The sequence below is a fragment of the Trinickia sp. genome, assembly GCF_036503415.1.
GTDB lineage: Bacteria > Pseudomonadota > Gammaproteobacteria > Burkholderiales > Burkholderiaceae > Trinickia.
On the sequence record NZ_DASXWY010000007.1, the window covers coordinates 83,872 to 108,561 of the forward strand.

The window sequence follows — 24,690 nt, forward strand, 5'->3', positions numbered from 1 at the left end:
TCGGGAGTCTCCATGCGTCCTCGCTGCATTGGCCTACCGCATCGCCCGGCCCTGCGCACCGCGTTTCCGAGCCGCCATGCGCGCCCGGTGAGCGCCATCCTTGCCTGCCTGTCGACGGCGCTTTGCCTCGCTAGTCCGCTCGCGCACGCGGCCGACGACGAGGCCGCTCCGCCCGACACGCCCGTCAGTGCGCATGCGGCGCCGGCAGCGGCCGTGTCGACCGCTTCCGGGGCCTCCGCCGCCGTGGCGGCATCGACCGCATTGCCGGCGCCGAACGAAACATCGAAGGTCACGGAGCACACGATCGGCATCGACGGCCACCGGATCGCTTATCGCGCAACCGCGGGCACGCTGCTGATACGCGATGCAAAAGGCGAGCCTGACGCCAGCATGTTCTATGTCGCCTACACGGCGCGCGGCGGCAACGCCGCACATCGACCGGTGACGTTTCTCTTCAACGGCGGCCCGGGCGCGAGCAGCATCTTTCTGCTCATCGGCTCGCTCGGGCCGAAACGGGTGCATACGCAAAGCCCGGCGCCCACGCCGGCCGCGCCCTACCCGCTCGCCGACAATCCCGATTCCCTGCTCGACAAGAGCGATCTCGTGTTCATCGATGCGGTGGGGACGGGTTTCTCGCGCCCGATCGGCCACGGAAGCGGCAAGGAGTTTTATGGCGTCGACGGCGATCTCGACGCGTTCGTCCGCTTTATCGACCGGTATTTGACCGTCAACCAGCGGTGGAACTCGCCCAAATTTCTAATGGGCGAATCGTACGGCGCGACGCGGGCCGCCATGCTCGCCTACCGTCTGGGCCAGCATCAAATCGCAGTCAACGGCGTCGTACTGCTTTCGTCGGTGCTGAATGCGAACGTGCATGCGCCCGGTTACGATCTCGCCAGTGTGCGCTATCTGCCATCGTATGCAGCCGTCGCGTGGTACCACGGCAAAATCCGCGATACGGGCGCCGCCGATCTGCCCGCATTTCTCGACGAGGTGCGCGCATTCGCGGCGGGGCCCTATTCGGCGGCACTGGCCAAGGGAGACGCACTGCCTGACAGCGAACGCGATGCCGTCGCGGCGCAGCTCGCGCACTACACCGGACTCGACGTGCAATATGTGATCGCCGCCCACCTGCGTGTACGGCCATCTCAGTTCCGCCAGGTACTGTTGCGCGACGAGGCGCGCAGCGTCGGCCGCTACGATGGGCGTTTCAAGGGAATCGAAGCGGATTCGACATTGGATTCGCCTGACTTCGATCCATCGGAAAAATACATTGTGAGCGCGTTCGATGCGGCTTTCCACGAGCACCTCGCGCGCGACCTCGACTACCAGTCGCCGCTCCCCTACCTGGTCTTCAACAGCAAGGTACTCAGCGCCTGGAACTCGAAACATCGCATGTGGTGGGGCGAAACGCTCCAAGTGCCCTATGCCGCGGGCGACCTCGCCGAAGCGATGCGACAGGATCCCGGCTTGCGCGTGCTGTCCGCCAACGGCTACTTCGATCTCGCGACGCCCTTTTTCTCGACCGAATACGACCTGGCCCATCTGGGCCTGGAGCCCTCGCTGCGCTCGCACATAGAAATTACGCACTATGCGAGCGGCCACATGATCTACCTCGACGATGCGGCGCTGCACGAGCTCAAACGAGACCTGGCGCGTTTTTACGATACCGCGACAAGGCGCGATGCCCGCCGATGACCGGCACCGGCGGGCATTTTTCCTTGCGTTGTCTATTGCAAGCCAAAAGCCAGCATGACTTGCCGCGAATCGGGGTCGACGGTGAGCAGCCAATATTTGCCGGCGAAGTGCGTCAGCGCAGGCGTGAAGCGACTCCTTAGAGGATGGCCGTCCGAAGTGACGACGCTGTCGACCAGGAATTGCGGAACATTCGACTGCTTGCCCTGATACTGGGCCACGGAAGAAAGGCGCCCGTCCGAGTGCGCGGGAAAGACCATCAGCGAGCGGTTCGCTGCGCCCGCCGAGGCCGCCGCCACCGCACCGGTAGTCGTGGGCTGCCACCCATCGGCCGTTGCGACGGGTTGATTGCCGAAAGTCGACAGCGCGCCGTCGGTATAGTCCACGAGTGTCAGCCAGTACAACGAATAGCCGTTGTGCGACCGGTAGTAGAAGTACGCCTGGCCGGGCGTGTACACCGCAACCGGTTGATCGTCGGTTCGCGCGGCGTAGGGAGGTTGCCCCACACCGTACATGTTGTCGAACGGCGACCAGTGCGAGTCCGGTCCCTGACGCCAGGCGCGGTGAAGCAAACTATCGCCGCGTGCTTTCCAGACCAGCCATAACTGATTGCTGAGCGCGAGCGAAACCGAGGCCGGCATCGCATCGGTCAGCGCAACCTGTCCCTGCGCGGTCACCGGCCCCTGGGACGACCATGCGCCATCTCGATGCTGCAACCATTGAATTGCTCCGCCCGTATCGGCATAAAAGCAGTTGAGCACGCCTTGATGAGCGACGAGACAACCGCCCGTCGACGCATCGGCAACACCGATCGGCTCGAACTCGCTCCACTGACCGGTATGAGTCCCGACGAGCAACTGGCTGCCCTGCTTCACGCAGACCCACAGTCGGCCGCCGTGTTCCAGCAACGACGGCGTCGCGTCGGTCAGTAATGGAACGCCTTGCGATTGCAGCAGGCCTCCCTGCGCGAGCCAGGCGGCCACGTCATCGCGGTCGTGCACGTTCGGGCCGCTGCTTTCTCCAGTTTTCGGCGGCGCGCCTCGCATCGCGATTTTGAAGATGCTGTGAAAGTCGAGCAATGTACCCACCCAGCGCCGATAACCGTCGCCCACTTTCAGCCATCGGTAGGCCTTGGGGTCGGTCGGAAATTCCCGCCGATAAGCCATCTCCCCCGGTTTCACGACGGTGAAGAGCGGCGAGTAATTGTTCTTGTCATCGGCGCTGAGCGGCAAATCTGGGAGCAAGCGGTGCGACCGGGCGCTGGCCGGCAATGCGCCGCGCTTGAATGCCTCGTAGACGTCGCGAATCGCTTCACGCAGGGCCGCGCGCATGACGTTTCGGTTCGCCCGGTTGGCTTCGTCGAAGTACCGGCCGTCGCCAAAGGCGATCCAGTGGTCGCCCGCCTCGTTGCGCACCCAAAGGCCGTTATAGCTGTCCTCGTTGTGCATCAGGTTCGAGCATGCATCGGGCGCGAAGTGAACGGTCGAAGTATGCGCCGCGTTGAAATCATGCATATGCCGGCGCGGCGTACGCAGATGACCGGCGGAATAGCTGTCGGTCAGATAGTGGCACGCGAAAGCGAGGTACACGTAAGCTCGCAACAGCGCCGTGTTGGCAGCGGGACCGGACTGGCCGTGGCCTTCGGCCGCCGTCTTCATCGCGAGCGAGAGCCCTGCGGAATAGACGACACGGGCATGCTCGCCGAAATGATCCCAGTTGTAGGAGACCAGCCACATAAAGCGGCCCCAGTCGCCGATGGACTGGTAGTAGTTCGATTTGCCGGAGCCGCCCGTCGCCTGGTTGTATTGGGCATTCCATTTATCGCCGAACTTTTCGTAGGCGACGTGGGCCGGATCGCCCGACAGAATCGCTTCTGTCAACGCCTGGAACTCTTCCTGCATGATGGCGAGAATCCGGCCGATCTCGCCGGTGTCGCCATGGTCGAGGGTATCGAACGCATCCTTGAATGCGCGCTCCGTGTCGGATTGGTCCGAAATCGGCTTGGTGGGAATGGCGTAGAAGTCGCCGGCCAATGCGAGAATCTGCCCGAACTTGAGTTTGGCACCGTTGCTCAATTTGAATTCATAGGTGGCGGCATCGGCGAATGAGCCATCCGCCATCGGCAGCGACATGCCGTCGACGACGGACCAATGTTCAGCGCTGTCGAAAAAGCGGGTGCCCACTGGACGGCCCCCCGCGAGTGCAGAGCGAATGCGAAAACGAACCGGTCTATACGGTGCGCCGAGATCGTCGGTATCGGCAGGTGCGTCGGTAACGTCATGGCTTGACATGGCTGGCCCCTCGTCAGTGATTTCGTTGTGGGTTGAAGCGTGTCAATGATCGGACGACGGGCAAGCGCGCAACAAGTCCAAACTTTGCATCTATTGCGCTACGCTCATGAAAACCTGAGGACCTCATGATCGACGACGATCGTTATGCCCGCGCCGTGCTGCGCCATACCGAGCATGTGCTCGAACTGTTCGTGGGCGAGCGGCTGATCAACAAGATCTTTGCGCGCGTGTTCCAGTCCCACGCCATGGGACGACTCGTCATTGCGCATTTCGACTGGAAAGCCGGCGTGGGGCCGCGTCCCACCCTGGCCACCTTGCAGGCGCAAACGGGCAGCGGTCGCACCCTGGCCGCTTTCATCGGCATCGCGAAGGTGGCACGACTCGTGTCGGTCGAGCCGGACCCGACGGACCGGAGGCAGAAGTTCCTCGTCCCCGGCCCGCGGGTCGTCGAGGGACTGAGGACTTGGCTGCGGCATCATCTCGAACTCGCGCATGCCATCGGCATCATGCCGGCCGAATGCGCGAACCGGCTGGATGAAGACAACGCATACTTCGAGCGCTTCGTCAGGGCATCGATCATCGTCATCGACGGCGTGGCCGAAGCAGGCAAGCGCTTTACGCAGTGGCAATGGTTCGAGGATCACGAATGCGGGCAACGCATTGCCTATGCGCTGCTGCGCGCGCACTATCAGGCGTGTCTCGCCGCGCGCACGCCGGTTGACGAGGCGTTGGACCTCGCGATCAGCGGCGCGGCTGTGGCCAACATGCTGGGACTGTCGAAGTCGCACGTGCGCAACGTGCTCAATGGCGCGGAAGCGCGCGGCGCGCTCTCGCACGACGAGTCGCGCAGGACCATGCGGTTGACCAGTGAGTTTCTGCGCGAGGCCCGCGATCAGTTCGTCAACGTGTTGACGTTGATGGCGCGTACGCACGCCAAGGCGGAATTGGAATCGGGACGGTCGCCAGCCAGTCCGAGCGAGCAGGTTGGAACGCGGGGAATGACGAGCGCACCCGCGATCGGCAATGCGGCCTCATATCGGTAGCATGGCCGCCCTCGGCTCGCCAACGCTAAGCACTCGATATTCAGAACACGGGTTTAGCATGTATCAAGCGATATTCCCGATCACTGGAACGGCGATTCAAATCGGATATACGGTTCATATCGGCGATAAAAACGACGAAATTCGCATACGCGTTTATCGATAAGATACGGTCGCCGCAGTCCCCATAGCCCTCTGCGCGGCGCGCAGGACGCTCCCTCACACATCTGACAGCTGTACGGCAAACCTTTTGTCTCTTACGTTGGATGCGCTCATCAGAATCGATCGAGCAGCTTGAAACGAATGCCGGCTTTTTCCTGGCAAAGCGCAATCCCTTAGGAGGTCGAATTGAAATCGAGAGCAAAATTAATGCGGTCGATATCGCCGTTGTGCCTCGGAGCGGCACTTGCCGCCGCGTCAGTGTCGGTCGAGGCGACGGCGGCCGTTGTCGAGGCAGCGCCCGATGCGAATCCCGCTGCGCGCACCGCCGCCTTGCACGAGAACCCCCAATGGGTTGCCACCGCCACACGCGGCTTTCTCAACCCGCGCCAACTGCGCACTTTCGCCGTCGAGCCCACGCGGGAAGCGAAGGCGGGCGAGGCCGCACACATCGTCGTGGCCATGAAAGCGCGGGACTTCGGACAGTTGCGCGACCTGGCCGCCGCGGTCACCCGTCCCGCCGATCCCAACTATCACAAGTTCCTGACACCCGAGACGTTCCTCGAGCGCTTCGCTCCGACGCCCCGGCAAATAGAGCGCGTGGTCGCCCATTTGCGGCAAAACGGATTCATCAACATCCAGGTGTCGAAAAACCGCATGCTGATTTCCGCCGACGGCACCGCAGGCACCGTGAAAACCGCATTCCGTACCCCGCTCGTGCACTTTCGCCGAAACGGGCGGGCGGCGTATGCCAATGCCGCGGCGGCGCAGGTGCCGCAAGCCCTCGGCGAATCGGTCATGGCCGTGCTCGGCCTGCAAAACATCACACGCGCACACACGATGGCGCGCATTGGCCCGCGCACGCCGCCAGCCAATGCCGGCGGCGGCACGGCGATCGGTCACGATCCGCTCGAATTCCCCGGCATTTACAACGCGGCGATGCTGCCAAGCGCTGAAAACACCACCGTGGGCATCATCACGATCGGCGGTGCCAATCAAGCCGCATCCGATCTGAGCCAGTTCACGAGCGCCAACAATCTGCCCCCGGTGAACGTCTCGGCCGTCCGGTCAGGCAACCCGGACGGCAATTACGCGGACGATCCGGACGGCCAGGTCGAATGGGACCTCGACAGCCAGAGCATCGTCGGCGCGGCCGGCGGTGCGCTCGGCGGGCTCGTCTTTTACGAAGCCGATCTCGACGCCGGCAACGCCGGCCTCACGCAGGCGTTCAACCAGGCCGTCACGGACAACCAGGCGAAAGTCATCAATGTCTCGCTGGGTTGGTGCGAAGCCGATGCCAACGCGGACGGAACGCTCGCAACCGAAGAACAGATCTTCACGGCCGCCGTGGCGCAGGGCCAGACTTTCTCCGTCTCGTCGGGCGACGAAGGTGCCTACGAATGCAACAACCGCGGATACCCGGACGGCAGCACCTATTCGCTGTCATGGCCGGCCTCGTCGCCTCACGTCATCGCCGTCGGCGGCACGACGCTCTTCACCGGCGGCAACGGCGGCTACGCGAGCGAGACGGTCTGGAACGAAGGCCTCGATCAGAACGGCAAGCTCTGGGCATCGACCGGCGGCTTGAGCGCCTATCTGCCAGCGCCATCGTGGCAGCGCTCGCTGGCCGTCAGCCCCCGACCCACGAACCGCGCCGTGCCGGACATCGCGTTCGATGCCGCGCAAAGCACGGGAGCGTTGATCCGCGTCGGCGGCGAGGTCATGCAGGTCGGGGGAACGAGTCTCTCGTCGCCGCTCTTCGTCGGATTCTGGGCGCGGCTGCAATCGGCTCGCGACAACGGGCTCGGCTTCCCGGCGTCGAGCATCTATGCCTCGGTCGGCGCGACGCCATCGCTCGTGCACGATGTCACCGCGGGCAACAATGGGTATAACGGCAACGGCTATGTCGCAGGCAGCGGTTGGGACTACCCGACCGGCTGGGGCAGTTTCGACATGGCCCGCCTTGCCGCCTACATCGAGCGGCATCCTTTCGCACGGTAGCCCAACCACATCGGGCCCATGGCTCGGCATTGAGCTCGTTGCGCGCGCAACCGATATTTTGATGTTGGGGTGCGCGGTTGCGCGCGCATGCGGCAAACTCGGCGCATAATTCGTGCTTTGTGCCCGCCGCCGCAACGCCGCTTTTTCATGCCGCTTGCCATCCAAGCATTCATCTCGCCTTTGATCGTTGCCTGTGCGCTGTTCATGGAAAGCGCGGATGCCAACATCATCGTCACGGCGCTGCCCTCGATGGCACGCGATTTCGGAACCGACCCAGTGGCGCTGAAAGTGGCGATCACGAGCTACGTCGTGGGTCTGGGCGTGTTCATCCCGATATGCGGCTGGCTTGCGGACCGCTTCGGCGCGCGCACCGTGTTTCGGACTGCCATCGGCGTTTTCATTGCGGGCTCGCTGCTGTGCGCCGCCTCGCGTTCGCTGCCCCTCTTCACGCTTGCACGCTTTTTACAGGGTATCGGTGGCGCGATGATGGTGCCGGTCGGGCGCATCATCATTTTCCGCTCGGTGCCGAAAAGCGAATTCGTGCGCGCGATGAACTACCTGAGCCTGCCGGCAATGTTTGCGCCGGCCGCGGCGCCGCTGCTCGGCGGTTTCATCACCACGTATTTGCACTGGCGCCTCATTTTCTTCATCAATGTGCCGATCGGCATACTCGGCATCTATCTCACGAACCGCCACATCGCCAACACGCACGAACCGCATCCGGGCCCGCTCGATTGGTTCGGCTTCCTGCTCTCGGCCATTGGCGCTTCCTTGCTGCTGCTCGGCATGTCGTTCATCGGCGCCGAACTGATCGAAGACCGGACCGCTTACGAAATGTGCCTGACGGGTGTGCTGCTGCTCGCCTTTTATGTGTTGTACGCGCAACGCGCCGCCCGACCCGTGCTCGATCTGAGCTTCCTGAGGATTCCGACCTACCGCGCCAGCGTGCTCGGCGGTTCGATGTTCCGCATCGGGCTCGGTGCGGTGCCGTTTCTGCTGCCGCTCGCGCTGCAAGAAGGGCTCGGCATGTCCGCCTTCGAATCGGGCCTCATCACCTGCGCATCGGCGTTCGGCAGCATGTTCATGCGCTCGCTGACTTCGTTCGTACTGCGAACGTTCGGCTTTCGCACCGTGCTCATGTATAACGCAGTCTTTGCAGGCGTTGCGATCGCCGCGTATGGCTCGTTCTTTCCGGGCACGCCCGTCTGGCTCATCTGGATCATCGTGCTGTTCGGCGGGTTTTTCCCCGCGCTGCAATTCACGAGCCTCAATTCGATGATTTATGCCGATATTGCGAGCCGCGACGTCGGGCGAGCGACGAGCCTCGGCAGCGTCGTCCAGCAAATGTCGCTCGGTCTCGGCGTGACGATCGGCGGCATCGTCGTGCAGATTGCACGCTCGGCGCACGGCCATCCCCACGCGACGTGGTCGGACTTCTGGCCGGCATTCCTCGTCGTCGGTCTTTTCTCGTTCGGCTCGATTCCGATCACACGCCGTCTGGAGCCCAACGCGGGCGACGAAATCGCGCGCGGCTCGCGCGGCTGAGCGCCGCTCCGGGTTTACGTTCTTCCAGTTTGCCGCGGCAAGGCCTATCACATAGAGGCCGAGCGCAAGCTTTCATATTCCCTTCAAAACACTGAAGAAAGGCCGGCCGCTCGAACCGGCGGGCGCCAGCGATGGCGCACACCGCCCTCCCCACGCACACTCGCACAAGGAGCAATGCCATGACGCGTAAATATATCGATTGCCGTGAGTTTCCAAGCGAGATGAACTGTACCGTCGCATTGGCGGCGGACTCCGATGAAGAGCTGGTCGAAGCCGCCGTGCAGCACGCCGTTGCAATCCATCACCATGTCGACTCCCCTGAGCTGCGGGCGCAACTCGTCAGCCTCTTCCACGAAGGCACGCCGCCCGCCACTGCACCCCAGCGCGCGTGAGCCGCTTTCGGATGCCCCCTCGAAGCCCGCTGTTACCAACGATGTTCGGCCCGCATCACGCCGCAATGGCGAGCGGGCTGACGTAACCGCGCACAGCATCGAACATGATCGAAGCAAGCTGCTCGACCGGCGCGCTCGACGCCTTGGACGCCCGCACGAGCACGAGCGACAAGGCTGGCAGGCGCGGCAACCCGCATGCATCGGCGTCGAGCGGCCGCAATCCCTGGGGCAAGCCATAGTGCGTACGCATCGTGACGCCGAGCCCCGCCGCCGTGGCCGCCCATAGTCCGGCAAGGCTCGGACTCGTCAGCGCGACGCGCCATGCGATTCCGGCACGATCGAGTGCCGCGGTGGCCATCCCGCAGATCGTGCACGGACCGTCGAACAGCACGAGCGGCAGCGGCTCGCCGCGCTCGGCCGTCCATTGCAACGCATCGGACGCGATCCATTGCACCGCGGGCTTCGCGACTTCGACGCACCTGCCGGTCACTCGCCGAGCCTGGGCGGACAGATCGCTGTCGTCCCAGACGAGGGCGAGGTCGAGCTCTCCGGCGTCGAGCCGGGCGAGCAAATCGGTATTGCGCGCCACGCGCGCCTCGATGCGCACTTTCGGATGCGCGCGCGCGAAACGGCCGAGCACGGCCGGCAGCAAAGTCTCGCCGAAATCCTCCTGAAGCCCCAAGCGCACCCACCCTTGCAAGTCGGTCCCGCGCGTAGCGGCGAGAGCTTCGTCGTTGAGCTCGACGAGCCGCCGGGCGTAACGCAGGAAAACCTCTCCGGCCTCGGTCAGCGCAAGGCCGCGCCCCGCTTTGAGAAAGAGCGGTGTGCCGGTCTGCTCCTCGAGCTTGCGAATCTGCGCGCTGACCGCCGAGGTCGATCGCCCCACGCGCTCGGCTGCCTTGGCGAAACTGCCGAGGTCCATGCCGATGATGAAGCTGCGGAGCATGGCGACATCGAAGTTGATATGACTCATGGCGGCTCTCGCTCGATCGTCCTGGTTTTTCGAACTACGGCTTCAAAATTTTGCGATTTTCGGGACGATCATAGAGTGCGACACTGCGCCCGTCAAACATCGAATGTCGAACGATTGGGAGCCATTGGAATGAACCTGCACTGGATGGGCCATGCAGCACGGAAGCCGAAAACCTTCGGCGCCTCGCATCGATGGAAAGTTCTGGCGGCGGGCGTCGTGGCCAACGCAGCCTTCTCCGCGGCAGCGGCCGGCATCCCGACGACGGGCGTGTGGATGCGGACCGATTATCACCTCGATAACGCCGGCCTCGGTCTCGTACTGGGCTCGATCGGATTGGGGCTCGCCGTTTCGGAGTTGCCGTGGGGCGTCGCAACCGATCGCTTCGGCGACCGGCCTGTGCTGCTCATCGGCTTGGCCGGATTCGCCCTCGCTCTTTTTATGCTGCTGCTCGCCGGCGTGCCTTCCGGTACCTCGGTTCCCCCGCTCGCGTTGATCGCGGTCGGCATGTGCATCGTGGGCGTCTTCGGCGGCAGCGTGAACGGCTCGAGCGGTCGGGCCGTCATGAGATGGTTCGGCGAGCGCGAGCGCGGATTGGCCATGAGCATCCGCCAGACGGCCGTGCCGCTCGGCGGCGGAATCGGCGCATCGCTGCTGCCGTGGTTGGCTTCCTCGTACGGCTTTGCCGCCGTGTACGGTACGCTCGCGCTGATGTGCGCGATGGCCGCGGTGCTTACGTGGCGCTGGCTGCATCGCCCCCCGATGGACGATGCGGGCAGTTCGTCGGCACCGGCGCCGACATCGACGCTAGGTCCGCTCGCCGATTGGCAGATCTGGCGTGTGGCGCTCGCCATCGGCATTCTGTGCGCGCCGCAATTCGCGGTCATCACGTTCGGCAGCGTGTTCCTGCACGACTTCGGTCGACTGGGTACAGCGGGCATCAGTGTAACGATGGCCGCCGTTCAGCTCGGCGCAATGGTTATGCGCGTCTGGAGCGGGCGCCATACCGACCGCCACGGCAATCGGCGTGCTTATCTGCGCGGCTCGACGCTCGTGGCGGCTGCATCGTTCGCAATCCTCGCGGCCGCCACCGGCGCAGGCCATGATGTCCCGGTCGGCATGCTCGTGATGCTGCTCGTGGCGGCCGGAATCTGCGTGTCGGCCTGGCACGGCGTGGCCTATACCGAGCTCGCGACGCTGGCCGGCGCGACGCGTGCCGGAACGGCGCTCGGCATGGCGAACACGGTCGTCTATGCGGGCCTGTTCGTCACACCGCTCGTCATCGCGCACCTGCTGTCGGGGACGTCATGGACGATCGTCTGGCTCGTTGCCGGCATCGTCGCCCTTTCGGTCTACACGCTGTTTCCGCGGCCCACCACGGGCTTGCGCGCCGCAATCAAGGCTTCCACCGGTACATGAGTACCTTGGCACGAGCGTCTTCCTCGGCGAGGATGATGTACTCGCCGGTCGAAAGCACGGCGGCGCTGATACCCATTTCGGTGTCGATCCAGCCGCTGATGCCGCCCACCGTTGCACCCGGCGCCAGCGAGCCGACTTGCTGGCCCGTGCGTGCATCGTAGACATCGAGTTTCGCCGTCGTATCCTCCGCGACGAATACATAGTTGCCGGCATGCGCGAGACTGACGGGGATCACAGGCGGGCTCAGCGTCGGGCTGTAAGCAAGGGCGATCACATATTGCAGTTGCGGCGAACCCGAACTCCAGTTGTTGTAGCGGGCCAGCACCCGGCCGATCGATTTCCAATTCGCCGAGTCGTAGGGCGCCGTGCTCGTGTAGCCCGAGATGTACATCGTATCGCTCGAGGAGTCGTAGACGATGCGGGAGATCCTCGTGAACGGCTGCGGCATCGGGAACGTCTTCGCGGTGCTGTAGCTGTAGATCGGATTGCCGACGGAATCGACACCTTGCAGCGGCATCTCGCGAATTCCGCTGCCCCCCGTCGCGAGCCACACGTTGGCCGCATCGTCGACCCACCAGTAGCCGTTGTAGACGCTGTTGCCCGTTGCCGGGTTCGTCTGGATTTCGCTCGCCTGCACGGTTGCGTCGCCGTTTTGATCGCGCCACATCCATTCGCCGTAGGTCGGCTGGCCTGCCGGCCAACCACCCGGAATCGGATTCTGCGACAACAATCCCGAAGGAATCGCCACCTCGCCGCTCGTCGCGGCATCGAATCGATAGACGCTCAGGTAATGCGAATACATATCTTGCGTATACAGATAGCGCACGCCGTTGATGCGGCGCACGAGCGGCTCGCCGCGCACACCGCGCGTCGTATGAAACGCGGGGTCGTCGGGATAACGGAACCGGTTGAGCGTGAAACCCGCATAAGACCATTCCTGCCCCGCGCTGGCCGCATAGTTGAGCTTGAAATGCTTCGAGCCGCTGAACACGTCGTTCGGCGAAGCCGGATCGATCGCGGCGCCATCGACGAAAAGCAGACCCTGCAGACGCCAGTTCAGCGCCTTGGTCCACCAGTTGTAGCTTTCGAGCACCGTGCCCTCGCCGTTTTGCGTCGAGCCCAGCGTGCGCGGACCGAATCCGTTCTGCGCAACATAAAGGTTGCCGTTCGCATCGAAGCCGATGCCCGTGACGCCATTCAGGCGCCAGTCGCCCGGCGCACCCGGCGTCGACGCAAAAATGCCGTAGCGCGTACCGATCCCCGTCACCGCCTGCAGGCCGCCCGTCGATGTCTTGCCATAGACGAGGATCTGCTGCGACGCGCCGCCATCGGCAATCAATATCTGGTTCGACGGCGACAAGGCGAGACCGACTGGCACCGTACCGGTCGGCAACGTCACGGCGCCCAACGCACCGCCGGTCGACGAGTAGTGATTCACCGTGCGATTCGTCGCGAGCCCCTGGATGACCCAGAGCGATCCATCGGTATCGATGAGGATATTGCCCGGCGACGGCACGCTCCATGAGCGCACGGGCGCCATCGTGTTCGCATCGAACACCTGAATCTGGTTCTTGTAGGTATTCGCTACGTAGAGCGCGGCGCTGGTCGCGGCCAGGCCGCGAATGCCGGCGTCGGTGCCGTTCGCTACGGTATTCAGAATGAGAAAGCTGTTCTTGGCGGGATTGGCCAGGTTGCCGACGCCGCTTGCGAACGGTGCGCCCTGCGCGATATTCGAAAGCGTGCGGCGCGTAATGCCGAACCATTGCGACCCGCTCGACGGATAACCGCTGCCGACGAGCGTCCCGTTCTGGTTGCCGATCGACGCTGCCGCATAAAGATAAGTACCGTTGACGGCGACGGCGTCGCCGCCCCCATTGCCCCAACCGTGCGTCTGCCCGGCATAGGCCACCTTCGTACCGGCCTTGTAGGCACTGATCTCACTGCCGCTCTCGTCCCACGGCGCATCGGTATAAACGGTTCCGTCGGTGCCGACCGCCATCGCTTCGACATCGAGCTGGACCCATTTGCCATCGCCATAGCCGAACGTGTTGCCGATCCAGGAAGTGGTATAGCTCAGCGCGGTCTGCGCCGAGGCGGCCACCGGCACGAGCGCCGAAAGTATCGCCAGTGGAACGCAGACGCGCCGCACTGTTTTGACAAAAGCATCCCCGCGCGAGGGCCGCGCCTCGCGAATCATTTCTTGCATGGTCTTCCCCGCGAAATGGCGCCCCGTTTTTAGTTAGGAGTGCCAAACGTTTGCGCTCTTATCGATCTGCCGTTGCGTTGAATCCGGGGATCGTGCGGGTGTGAAGCGGACGCGAGCCGGTAATCCTTGCAACAGAGGGCAGTCACCCTTTGTTATGAGCGTGATTGTTACTTAATGTAACTGACGTAACAATCGGCGCAGGACGGAGAGTCGCGTAGGATATACCGAACTGCCGTAGGACTAGTCCGACATTACCGACAGATTTGGGTATTTTTACCGATTCGAGTGGGAGCGAAGGCAGGGAGGCGCCGGAGCGCGGCGCGAAGCGGTGGACGGAGCGGGCGAAGCGCCCGACGCAACGCCGGGCGCACGAGGAAAGAGAGCGCCCGGGCTTAGGCGAGCGGACGAACGCCGATCAGCCAGCCATGCAGAAGGAATGCAAAAAGCGCCCACGCGACGAGGCCGACCGCCCCCGCCCGCAAGTCGCCGGCCGCGGAGCCTGCGGCATAGCGCACGTGCGCGAGCCGATCCCGGTGGCGCCACACCAGCAATCCGGCGGTGGCCCAGACGAAGAACGCACCGAACAGCACGAGTGCCTGAAGCGTTCCATTCGCGAGCAAATGGCCGACCGCCCATAGCGCGATCCCGGCGTACATGGGGTGCCCGACGATGCGCTTGATGCGGCTGCCGGGCACATAGGCGGCGGCAATGAGCACGAACGCCACGGCGACGATGAGCGCCGTCAGATGACGGACACCGGAAGGCGGCGCCCATAGCACGACGGGCGCGCGCCTGGCCATGCCGTATCCCACGACGATGAGCACGAAACCGGCGATCGAAACGATCGAATAAAGGCCCTTCCAACGGGTCTCGCCCAGCCGGGCGAAGTTCGCGTTGCGCCAGGGCTCCGCGACGAGACGTAACGAGTGCATCCCAAGAAAGACGATCAAGCCAAGAATCAACGTCCCCACGTCGAACTCTCCACTATTTATTGTTTCGTTCGTGTTTCGGCTCGCCCGACGAACGGGTCGAGCATACGGTAGCGCGGGAAGGCGCTCGATCGGGATCAGGGTGCCGCGGCGACGATCTCGGCCATCGCCGCGGTCAGCCGCTTGGCAAAGGGGACATGAAGGAACTCATTCGGTCCGTGCGCATTGGATTTCGGGCCCAGCACCCCGCATACGACGAACTGCGAGCGCGGAAATCCCGCCTGCAGGATATTCATGAGCGGGATCGTTCCGCCCTGCCCGATGAACGCGCACGGCGCGCCGAAGTGAGCCTGCGACGCATGCTGGAGCGCATCGGCCAGCCAGGGAACGAGTTCCGGCGCATCCCAGCCGTTTGCGGCACTGGCCTCGGGCTTGAATGTCACTCGCGCGTTGTAAGGCGGATCCAGTTCGAGCAGTGCCTTGAGATCGGCAACCGCCCGCGCCGCGTCGACGAGCGGCGGTACGCGCAACGACAGCTTGAACGCCGTGCGCGGGCGCAGGACGTTGCCGGCACTGGCGAGCGCCGGGAGCCCGGCCGCTCCGGTGACGGAAAGCGACGGACGCCAGGTGACATTGAGCAGCGCTTCGCGCGCGTCCGTCGTGACCGGCAAGACAGGCTTGCCGTCCTGCCCGCACGCCCAGGGCGCCGGTTTCCAGACTTCGTCGCCCAGGATCCGCGCCGTCTCCTCGGCCTCTCGCAGCCGGTTCTCGGGGATGGCGCAATGAAACGCCTGCGGCAGCAACCTGCCCGTCGAGGCATCTTCGAGCCGCTCGAAAAGCTGGCGCATGACGCGAAAGCTCGACGGGACGATACCGCCGTACGATCCCGAATGCACGCCTTCGTCGAGCACTTCGACTTCGAGCGATCCGCCGACGAGGCCGCGCAGCGATGTAGTCAGCCACAGTTGATCGTAATTGCCGGCACCGGAATCGAGGCAGACCACTAGACCGACGTCGCCAAGCCGATCGCGCAGCGCATCGACATAGGGCAACAGGTCGTAGCTGCCCGACTCCTCGCAAGTCTCGATGAGGCCGACGCAACGCGGGCGACCCACGCCCTGCGCATCGAGTGCCGCGAGCGCGCAGATACTCGCATAGATGGCGTAACCGTCGTCGGCGCCGCCGCGCCCGTAGAGCTTGCCGTCCTCGTATTTCGGCGTCCAGGGCCCGAGATCGCTGCGCCAGCCCTCGAACTCGGGCTGCTTGTCGAGATGCCCGTAAAGGACGATCGACTCGCCGCTACCCGAACGCGTGGCAGGCGCCTCGAAAAAAATCACCGGCGTGCGCCCCGGCAGCCTCACGATCTCGAGCGTCAATCCGTGCACGCGCTGCGCCTCGGCCCAGGCCGCCGCATCGGCTACCACGCGCTCGAGATAGCCGTGCTCGGCCCAGTTCGCGTCGAATGCGGGACTCTTTGCCGGAATGGCAATGTAATCGGTCAAGGCGGGAACGATCTCGTCGTCCCACTTGCGCTCGACGAATGTGCTCAGGGCGCCGCGATCGAGCGGCGGTTGCGTGGCATCGGCTGCTGTCATGGCTCAGTGCACCGTCGCAATCGGTCAAAGCGCACATGATAGTGCCTGCCGCCGCGTCGTGCACGAACGCCGGGAACGCGCGACAATCGGCTCACTACCGTCGATTAGCGCGAACCATGCTCGATGAGATCATCGAAGGCATCGAAGTTTTCGCGGCGCTCGCGCTGTACTTCCTGCCGGCGATCACCGCCGATCGCCGGCGCCGCCGCGATGTTCTGACGATTGCCCTTTTCAACGCATGCCTTGGCTGGACCGGCTTCGGCTGGCTGATCGCGCTCTATTGGGCGACGTTGCCGAATCCCCCTCCCGGTGTCGAACACGAGGTGGTGCGCAAACGCCGCATGCACACGATGGTCGCATTCTCTCAAGCGCTCGCTGCGCGCGTGGCGCGCAGAGAGGCTCGCGACAGAACAGCTGAGGATCGGTGAGGTACGGACCGGGCACGCCGTCAGTGCGGCGCGCGCGGTTCAAGCGGACTTGAGGCTACGCTTGGGAGCGGGCCGGGCCCGCGTGTGCGCGAAGCCGAACGAGTCCCGGAGAGATGGAGCGCGGTTCGAGCGACAGTGCATCCTGCAGAAACTTTTCCTGGCGCAGTTCGCCGTGCTCGTCGAACCATTGACACAACAACCAACTGCCGCCATCGTCGGTGGAGCCGACATGCGTGACCGTCATACGTGCACCGCCCGCCTTCAGCGTCACGACATCGCCGGAGCAAAATTGCTCCTGCCGATCGAATGATCCTGTATACATAGATTTGCGCCCCGTCAAAAGTTATCGATCCGAATCGATAATGCCGGAATGTTCGCGGGCGAACGGAAAAGCGAATTATCGAAACAACCTGCTGTTTGCCCCCTCATCGATTAACGCAAGGGGTAGACAAAGGTTACCCATAGAATTTTTATTCTACAAGCGGATTTAGGGTAATCCTGATGCTGGCGATTACCCTCGAGTTCCTATCCGCCGCGGCTTCGCTTCCGCCCGCCGCGCCGGTCCGTAGGGCTTGGAACGGGCCGCGGACGGTCGCACCACTGAAACAATACTATTTTATACGCGCCCGTTTTTCAGCTTATCGCATGTACGACGAGGGACAATATACGTGGAAGCCAATAATCGTTTTTTGGAGCCGGGGTTACCGGTTTGATCTAAATCAATCGAGCATGCGTTGCATTTGATTTCGAACGGATCAAATGATCGCCTCAAGTTTCATAGATGAACGCTCGATTTACGCGCGAGCAATGGAAACCCGTTTCCGTCCGAAACCGGGAAGTCCCGGTCCGATCACTGCGGTACTGCGAGCGATGCCGAGGCACGCTGCGATGCAACGACGATCAATTTCATCGTCGCCCGTGTGGCGCCGACGAAGAGCTTGCGAGCCGCTCGCTCGTCGAGCGCGTCAAAATCGACCTCGGTCAGGATCACGCAGGGGGCGGACTGCCCTTTGAAGCGGTATATGGATTCGAGCAGGACGTCGCCGTCGCGGTATTCAGGGCTGCCGAACAGGTCGTACTTGCCGGTGAAACTCTTCAGGCGATGGGGCCCGAGCTGATCGAGCGCCGTGAATACCGAGCCTTCGCGGCCCCGGTAGGAAAGCACTGCGATGTCCTGCTTCCGGAAGCCCAGCGCGAGCGCCTGCGTAATCGCACGCTTGGTCGCTTCGACGACGGCCGACGGGGTCGAATCCTCGTAAGACGTCAAAACGATCTGCGAACCGTCGAAGGGGCTGCCCGAACCGAGCCCCGCCGCGCGCGGGGCCGCGTCGCCAACCTTGTCGCGCACGTAATCGAGCACGTCGCGCGGGCTGCGGTAGTTCGTCGTTTCCGTCAGTACCGTCCAGCCGGGTAGCGCCACCGGCTCGCGCATATAGAGGTTCTGGAGCGGGTCCTCGAGCCACCACCATGCACCGCCGGGCCGCACGAGACGGGCGAGCGCCTCGACCCACGGCTCCTGGAAGTCCTGGCCCTCGTCGACGATCAGCACGTCGAAGCGCCAATGCTCACCGATCGGCGCTTGCGCGAAAACGGCTTCCAGACGCGCGAAGACGTCGGCGGACTGGAAGTCCGGAGCACGGCCCACGTCGCGCGCGATCCAATCGCAAAGCTGGTGGTAGTTCGCGACCTTCGCCCCCTCCGGGGCAACGCGCACGATATGGTCCGCGAGCGGGCGATTGAAACAGACGTAAAGCGCGCGCTTGCCGCTCGCCGCGGCGTCGCGCATCACTTGCACCGCGAGCTGCGTCTTGCCGGAACCGGCCGTGCCGATTACGCGCAGCCGGAACGGCTCGAATTGAAGGCGGCGCGCCCACGTCGCCAACCCGCCCGAAAGCCGCGTGACGAGCGTGCCGGCCTGTCCGACCAGCGCGCTCGCATCGGGTGTCAGCGAGAGCTCGTCGGCAAGATAGTGGTGGATCTTCGGCGCGCAGGGCAAACGCGGCTCGTCGGCGGGCAACGCGTCGAGGATGACCGACACGAGTCTTTCCCTGCGCGGGGCGTCGACGATCCGCTCGGGGGCGAGTCCGGCAATCGCGGTGTCCTTCACGATATAGTCCGGACAATAAAGCAAGCCCTCGATGCCATAGGTACCGGTGCCGAAGGCCGCGGTAAAGCGGCGATGCATCGTTTCGAGCGTGCGAGCCAGTTCGACCGAGACGTTGCGTTCCGTCTGCAGATAGACCTTCACGAGGCCTTTCGGCGTCTCGCGCAGAAAACCGGCCTTTTGCTCGACGAGCAACACGCGGCCGGCCGGACTCACGATCGCGAAGTCGGCCTCGCCGAAGACGGAGAAACTCCGATTCAATCGCGTCCAATGCACGCCGTGATAAACGGTGTAGCTCGCCGGCAGCATCGCTTCGAGCAGCGCAAGCGTCTCGCGCTCGCGCTCGGCCGCGCCGGTTGCGGCAACGTTCTTCCAATCGTCGGGAATCAGGCGGGCCATGGGGAACGGGTTCTCGCGTCAGGGTTCGAATTCGGCGTATTGTACAAACCGCGCGCGCCGGCTCCTTTGCGGGCGCCGCATTTTTTCACTGGGAGGCTTTTGAAGATGCTGAAGATTTGGGGACGTGCGAACTCGGTCAACGTGCAAAAGGTGCTCTGGTGCTGCGACGAACTCGGTCTGTCGTTCGAGCGCATCGATGCCGGCATGCAGTTCGGCCACGTCGACGATGCCGATTACCTCGCGCTCAACCCGAACGGACAGATTCCGACACTCGTCGACGGAACGTTCTCGCTGTGGGAATCGAACTCGATTCTGCGTTATCTGGCCATGCAATACGGCGCGTCGAGCTCGCTCTATCCGAGCGAACCGAAGTTGCGCGCCAGCATCGACCGGTGGCTCGACTGGTCGCTCTCGATGCTACAGCCGGCGGAGCGCCCGGTTTTCGCCACCCTGGTGCGCACGCCGCCGGAAAACCGCGATATGGCCGCACTCGCGGCGAATCTGCAAACGCTCACGAAGCGATGGAAACTGCTGGACGAGCATCTCCAAGGCCGCTTTCACATCGAAGGCGACAAATTCACGATCGCCGATATCGTCCTTGGCGCCTTTGCGAAGCGCTGGTTCGGCCTCGAAGGCATCGAACGCCCGCCCATGCCGAGCCTCCAGCGCTGGTATCAGAGGCTCGCGCAGCGCGCGCCGTTCAAAAAACATATCGATCGACCGCTCACGTAAGCCTGCGCAGCGCCCCAGGTAGGCGCGATCAAGCCGACACACCGGCTTGCCCGGGCGCGGAACGCCGTTCGATCGCACGCTGCAGCAAGGCGTCGACGAGCGGCAACTGCACCGGCTTCGTAAGATGGACATCGAAGCCTTCGTCGAGCGAGCGGGCAATATCGCTGGCTTGGCCGAACCCCGTCATGGCGGCAAATAGCGCGCGCTGCAGCCCCGGCGTCTCCTTCAGGCGGCGCATCACGGTGAAGCCGTCCGCCCCGGGCATCGCGATATCGACCAGCGCCACGTCGATGCGGGCGTTCTCGTGCGCGAACGTGAGCGCTTGGGCACCGCTGTAGGCCACATCGACGCTATGGCCCCTCATTCGCAGCAACATGGCCATGCTGTCGGCCGAATCGTGGTTATCGTCGACGATGAGAATGGTCAGCGCCGGCTCGAGGTCCTTGGGGGCCGCGGCGCCCATGCGCGCGTCGTCGTTCGCCGCAAACTGCGCCCCGTAAAGCGGCAAGCGAATCGTGAAAGTCGCGCCGCAACCGGGGCCATCGCTCGAGGCACTGATGGCACCGCCATGCATCTGAACGAGCCACCGGCACAACGTAAGACCGATGCCGAGCCCGCTTTCCGTGCGTTCGAGCCGGTGGTCCGCCTGCACGAACAGATCGAAAATCGATTCGAGCGCTCCGGCTTCGATGCCGCATCCGTTGTCGGAGACGCGAAGAACGGCGAACGTCTGTCTCTCCTCGGTAACCGACACGACGATGCGGCCGCCGTGTTCGGAGAATTTCGACGCATTGTTGAGCACGTTCTGCGCAATCTGCACGAGCCGCGCCATGTCGCCGTTGACGACGACGCGCTCCTCGGGCACATGAACGTCCACGCGTTGCTGGCGCAAGGCGACATGCGGCCGGATCATTTCGACCGAGCGCGACACGACCTCGCGCAGATCGACCGGTGCGAGCCGCAGCGCGATCTTGCCCGTGGTGATCCGCCCGGCGTCGAGCAGATCGTCGACGAGTCGCGTCAAATGCGCGATCTGCCGGTCGATGAGATCGCGGCACTGCCTCAGTGTCGGACTGATGAGCGGCTCGAGCATCATGACGCTCAACGCGTTCGTCACGGGCGCAAGCGGGTTACGCAGTTCGTGAGCGAGCGTCGCGAGGAACTCGTTCATGTGCTGACTCGCCGCTTCGAGGTCGCGCAGCCGCTTGCGCTCCGTCATGTCGCGCGTGACTTTCGCGTACCCGCACAGCTTGCGCACCCCATCCTCGTTCTTGTAGACCGCGGTGATGACGACATTGGCCCAGAACATCGAGCCGTCTTTTCGCACGCGCCAGCCTTCGTCTTCCACCGAACCATCGGCGGCTGCCGCCGCGAGCTCGGCCGCCGGCTTGCCGCAGGCTACGTCCTCAGGGGGATAAAACGTCGAGAAGTGCCGGCCAATGATCTCGTCGGCCGCATAACCCTTGATCTTTTGCGCGCCAGGATTCCAGCTGATGACATATCCGTCGGCGTCCAGCATGAAAATCGCGTAGTCCTGGACCGATTCGATAAGAATCCGGAAACGCTCCTCGAAGGGCGCTTCGAGCGCAGACGGCACCGACGACGTTGGCCGAGCGTCCCAGGCGGGGAGATCCGAATGCATAAGCGACGACGATGAGAATTCGTTGAGGGCGGGCGCACGGTAGCGTATTGGATGACCCTTCAAGCATGATGTATGCCTATGCGATATCCGCCGGTCGCCGCAGTTGATGGCACTGCCGCAGGCCAACTGCTGCTCGAAAAAATACGGCCGCAGCGCGCTCGCCTCGCGCCGTTCGCACTCGCCCAGTGCGCGGCGTCCAATCGAAACGCAACTTTGACAGGAAAATTTGCAAAAACTACCTCGGACGCATAAAGGTCTGCCCGGCGTCCGTATGGCGGTTGGCGCTAGTCCGTGGTGCGCTCCCCTATCGCATCGGCCAACCATGCGACGAATTGCGCGGGCTGTATCGGCTTCGTCATGAAATATTGAAATCCCTCGCCGATACTGCGCAAGCGGTAGGCGTCGCCGGAATGGCCGGTGACCGCCACCGCGACGGCGGGTGCCCGATCGCTGCGGATTTCGTCGTCGCGCATGCGCTGGATCAGATAAAACCCGTCCATACCGGGCAAATCGATGTCGCACACCACCGCATCGGGCCGCGTGCGCAAGATGGCATCGACACCTTCCTCCGCATCGTGGGCGGTCACTACGCGCGCGCCCTCCGATTCGAGCAGGAGTGCCAGCGATTCCCTGCTGGCGAGATCATCGTCCACGACGACGATGCTGACCTGCTCCAGTCTCAAAGCTCCATTCATATGACTTGTGCCCGCCGCCCATATCCGAAAACTCTGCTTGGGACTCGCTGGCGGGAGGCAAGTTGCATCGAGCGCGGCGAACCCGCTTTCGACATTCAAGATTCGATCCAGGTCGATGGCCGATACGCCTACAATGACGGAACTGTCCGTGCCTCGCCTGTGCGCTCACGGCGAGTCACTACCGCGGGAGGAAACTGGAATGAACGATGCGTTCGAACGCCGGGCCCTGCTGCTGCATCTCGGCGCGGCTTTGCAGACGTTGAGCCACATTCTCGAGTACGAGCGCGGCGACGAAACGATCGGCGAGTTGATCGCAACGCAACAACTGCTCGCCGATGTTCCGTTCGTCGAATACGTCTTCGAACGCATGACGGTGCGTGAATTCGGTGCCAACGTGCTGCATGCCTTCTGTCTGTGGCCCCAACTGCTGCTCGACGATCCGCTCGATCGCGACGCGCTCGCGCTCTCCGTGCGCCACCATCTCTTCGACGGTAATCCCCGCGGTTGGGAAGCCTATTTGCGCACGCTGCGCGAAGACGTCCCGTGGTTCGGCGAGGGCCTGGAATCGGAGAGCCCATCCGCCTCCTCCGACGAAACCGGCATCGAGACAACCTGATTCGATCCGGCAGTTTTCCCGCATTCGAAATCGCCGCCTGTTTTTTAAAAATCAGGCGGCGATTTTCTTTTATGCGCGATCTGGCAAAATCGCGTTGCCCCGATTCCGGGCACGACTACGAAAAAGAGGAGACCAGACGCGACCAATCGTCATCGATCAGGAGGAGCAATGTTCGCATCGTCCGAATTCCGTTGTTCTCGTCCGCGTTTTTCCCAAGCCAAACCATTCCCGCAGCGTACCGTTTCGAAGCTCGCCGCCCTGCTGTTGCTGGCCGGGCTCGCCGGCGCCGGCCTGGCCCGCGCCGATGCGCTGGCTACGCTGCCGCCGCCCCCGTCCGAACTCTATGGCGATTTATTCGTCGCCGTGCAGACGCAGCAAATCTTCGACGACCAGAAAACATTCGTCGATGCCACGCCCAACAGCGATCCCGCCACTATCCTGCAGCTTTACGCACAGCAAAAGAATCAACCGAATTTCGATTTAAAAAGTTTTGTCCTCGCCAATTTCACACTGCCTTCCGAACCGCCCATCACACCGCCAAGCGGACAGTCATTGCGCGAGCATATCAACTGGCTGTGGCCGAAACTGACGCGCACGACGACGAGCGCCCCGCCCTTCAGCTCGCTCATTGCGCTGCCCAAGCCGTATGTGGTGCCGGGCGGCCGGTTTAGAGAGGGGTACTACTGGGACACCTACTTCACGATGCTCGGCCTGCAGGAGTCGGGGCACGAAGAGCTCGTCGACGACATGCTCGACGATTTCGCCTATGAGATCGACCGCTTCGGCCATATTCCCAACGGCAATCGCACTTACTACCTGAGCCGCTCGCAGCCGCCGTTCTTCGCGCAGATGGTCACGCTCGCCGCCAACAACGAGGGCCCACGCGTCTATCAGAAATATCTGCCGCAGTTGCGCAAGGAGTACGCCTACTGGATGACCGGCGAAAACGCGACGCAGCGTGGGCAGGCGACGCGCAACGTCGTGGTGATGCAGGACGGGACGGTGCTCAATCGCTATTGGGACGAACGCGATACGCCGCGTGACGAATCGTATCTGGAAGATGTGAAGACCGCGCAGCAGGTCACGTCGCGTCCCGCCAACGAGGTCTATCGCGATCTGCGTGCCGCTGCCGAGTCGGGCTGGGATTTCAGCTCGCGCTGGTTCGGCGATAACCGCAACCTCACGACGATTCGCACGACGTCGATCGTTCCGGTCGACTTGAACAGCCTGATGTTCGGGCTCGAGATCACCATCGTCAAAGGCTGCGGCGTGGCGCGCGATTTTCGCTGTGTCGCCGAGTTCATCGGCCGGGCCAAGCGGAGGGCCGAAGGCATCAATCACTATCTGTGGAATCGCAACGGCTACTACGGCGACTACGATTGGCGGCTCGGCAAGCCGCGCGACAACCTTTCCGCCGCCGCGCTTTATCCGCTGTTTGCCGGTGTCGCATGGCCCGAGCGTGCGCAGCGCACGCTGTCGGCCGTCAACCAGAACCTGCTGAAAGAGCGCGGTCTCGCGACGACGACATTCGAAACCGGCCAGCAATGGGATGCGCCGAACGGTTGGGCGCCCTTGCATTGGCTGACGATCGAAGGCGCTCGCCGCTACGGGCGTGACGACCTCGCCAAAGACGTCGGCACGCGCTTTTTGGCCGACGTCAAACAGGTCTATGCGGCGCAGCAAAAACTCGTCGAGAAATACGTCGTCGAGGGGCCGAACGCAGGGGGCGGAGGTGGCGGTGAGTATCCGCTGCAGGACGGCTTCGGTTGGACCAATGGCGTGACGCTCAAGCTGCTCGATCTGTACGCGCCAGGACAGTGAACCGTGGGCGC

General features: G+C 63.4%; 18 protein-coding genes and 1 pseudogene. 10 read left to right on the top strand and 9 right to left on the bottom strand.

Translation table 11 applies throughout. The annotated features are described in order from the left end of the window. Positions 1-12 precede the first annotated feature (12 nt). Entirely contained in the window at positions 13-1,698 is a 1,686-nt protein-coding gene (locus tag VGL01_RS01370) for a S10 family peptidase (protein WP_331566309.1), read from the top strand. Positions 1,699-1,730: 32 nt separating this feature from the next. On the opposite strand, the gene VGL01_RS01375 is transcribed toward VGL01_RS01370, so the two are convergent. Next, the gene (locus VGL01_RS01375) at positions 1,731-3,986 is read right to left on the bottom strand and encodes a hypothetical protein (protein WP_331566311.1); all 2,256 of its coding nucleotides are present in this window, start codon (positions 3,984-3,986) and stop codon (positions 1,731-1,733) included. Between the two features lie 125 nt (positions 3,987-4,111). Here VGL01_RS01375 and VGL01_RS01380 point away from each other — a divergent pair, with 125 nt between their 5' ends. From VGL01_RS01380 to VGL01_RS01395, 4 genes are all read left to right on the top strand, one after another. Next, on the top strand, positions 4,112-5,029 hold the full coding sequence (locus VGL01_RS01380) for a hypothetical protein (RefSeq protein ID WP_331566313.1): 918 nt from the start codon (positions 4,112-4,114) through the stop codon (positions 5,027-5,029). A 366-nt stretch (positions 5,030-5,395) separates the two neighbouring features. Further along, positions 5,396-7,186: a S53 family peptidase gene (locus tag VGL01_RS01385; RefSeq protein WP_331566315.1), complete on the top strand. Its 1,791-nt coding sequence runs from the start codon at positions 5,396-5,398 to the stop codon at positions 7,184-7,186. A gap of 147 nt (positions 7,187-7,333) precedes the next feature. Beyond that, a complete protein-coding gene (locus VGL01_RS01390) occupies positions 7,334-8,731 on the top strand; it encodes an MFS transporter (protein WP_331566317.1) in 1,398 nt (465 codons plus the stop codon). A 179-nt stretch (positions 8,732-8,910) separates the two neighbouring features. Then, positions 8,911-9,123 carry a DUF1059 domain-containing protein gene (locus tag VGL01_RS01395; protein WP_331566319.1) on the top strand — a complete coding sequence of 71 codons (213 nt, stop codon included), beginning with the start codon at positions 8,911-8,913 and terminating at the stop codon, positions 9,121-9,123. Positions 9,124-9,178: 55 nt separating this feature from the next. Here VGL01_RS01395 and VGL01_RS01400 read toward each other — a convergent pair whose 3' ends face one another. Continuing rightward, on the bottom strand, positions 9,179-10,096 hold the full coding sequence (locus VGL01_RS01400) for a LysR substrate-binding domain-containing protein (RefSeq protein WP_331566321.1): 918 nt from the start codon (positions 10,094-10,096) through the stop codon (positions 9,179-9,181). Between the two features lie 129 nt (positions 10,097-10,225). Here VGL01_RS01400 and VGL01_RS01405 point away from each other — a divergent pair, with 129 nt between their 5' ends. After that, positions 10,226-11,512: an MFS transporter gene (locus tag VGL01_RS01405; RefSeq protein ID WP_331566323.1), complete on the top strand. Its 1,287-nt coding sequence runs from the start codon at positions 10,226-10,228 to the stop codon at positions 11,510-11,512. Here the strand turns inward: VGL01_RS01405 and VGL01_RS01410 are convergent. The 3 genes from VGL01_RS01410 to VGL01_RS01420 all read right to left on the bottom strand — a co-directional run bounded on the left by VGL01_RS01410 (position 11,490) and on the right by VGL01_RS01420 (position 16,242). Next, positions 11,490-13,709 (bottom strand): hypothetical protein, encoded by a 2,220-nt coding sequence (locus tag VGL01_RS01410; protein WP_331566581.1) that lies wholly within the window; start codon positions 13,707-13,709, stop codon positions 11,490-11,492. The genes VGL01_RS01405 and VGL01_RS01410 overlap by 23 nt on opposite strands. A gap of 401 nt (positions 13,710-14,110) precedes the next feature. Next, entirely contained in the window at positions 14,111-14,689 is a 579-nt protein-coding gene (locus VGL01_RS01415) for an NnrU family protein (protein ID WP_331566325.1), read from the bottom strand. 95 nt (positions 14,690-14,784) lie between these two features. Then, positions 14,785-16,242, bottom strand: a complete 1,458-nt coding sequence (locus VGL01_RS01420) for a M20/M25/M40 family metallo-hydrolase (RefSeq protein WP_331566327.1) — start codon at positions 16,240-16,242, stop codon at positions 14,785-14,787. 116 nt (positions 16,243-16,358) lie between these two features. On the opposite strand from VGL01_RS01420, the gene VGL01_RS01425 reads away from it, so the two are divergent. After that, positions 16,359-16,670, top strand: coding sequence for a superinfection immunity protein (locus VGL01_RS01425; RefSeq protein WP_331566329.1), 312 nt, complete (start codon positions 16,359-16,361; stop codon positions 16,668-16,670). Positions 16,671-16,725: 55 nt separating this feature from the next. Here VGL01_RS01425 and VGL01_RS01430 read toward each other — a convergent pair whose 3' ends face one another. Next, on the bottom strand, positions 16,726-16,992 hold the full coding sequence (locus tag VGL01_RS01430; RefSeq protein ID WP_331566331.1) for a YodC family protein: 267 nt from the start codon (positions 16,990-16,992) through the stop codon (positions 16,726-16,728). A 528-nt stretch (positions 16,993-17,520) separates the two neighbouring features. Continuing rightward, positions 17,521-19,173, bottom strand: coding sequence for an ATP-binding domain-containing protein (locus VGL01_RS01435; protein WP_331566333.1), 1,653 nt, complete (start codon positions 19,171-19,173; stop codon positions 17,521-17,523). Positions 19,174-19,278: 105 nt separating this feature from the next. On the opposite strand from VGL01_RS01435, the gene VGL01_RS01440 reads away from it, so the two are divergent. Then, complete coding sequence (locus VGL01_RS01440; protein ID WP_331566335.1) at positions 19,279-19,905, top strand: glutathione S-transferase family protein; 627 nt, start codon at positions 19,279-19,281, stop codon at positions 19,903-19,905. Between the two features lie 28 nt (positions 19,906-19,933). Here the strand turns inward: VGL01_RS01440 and VGL01_RS01445 are convergent, their stop codons facing one another. Beyond that, the gene (locus VGL01_RS01445) at positions 19,934-21,547 is read right to left on the bottom strand and encodes a PAS domain-containing hybrid sensor histidine kinase/response regulator (RefSeq protein WP_331566337.1); all 1,614 of its coding nucleotides are present in this window, start codon (positions 21,545-21,547) and stop codon (positions 19,934-19,936) included. A 284-nt stretch (positions 21,548-21,831) separates the two neighbouring features. Beyond that, positions 21,832-22,242, bottom strand: coding sequence for a response regulator (locus VGL01_RS01450; RefSeq protein ID WP_331566339.1), 411 nt, complete (start codon positions 22,240-22,242; stop codon positions 21,832-21,834). Positions 22,243-22,441: 199 nt separating this feature from the next. On the opposite strand from VGL01_RS01450, the pseudogene VGL01_RS01455 reads away from it, so the two are divergent. Next, a pseudogene (locus tag VGL01_RS01455) lies at positions 22,442-22,792 on the top strand (hypothetical protein); the annotation flags it as partial. A 234-nt stretch (positions 22,793-23,026) separates the two neighbouring features. Continuing rightward, a complete protein-coding gene (gene treA / locus VGL01_RS01460) occupies positions 23,027-24,679 on the top strand; it encodes an alpha,alpha-trehalase TreA (RefSeq protein WP_331566341.1) in 1,653 nt (550 codons plus the stop codon). Positions 24,680-24,690: the final 11 nt, after the last annotated feature.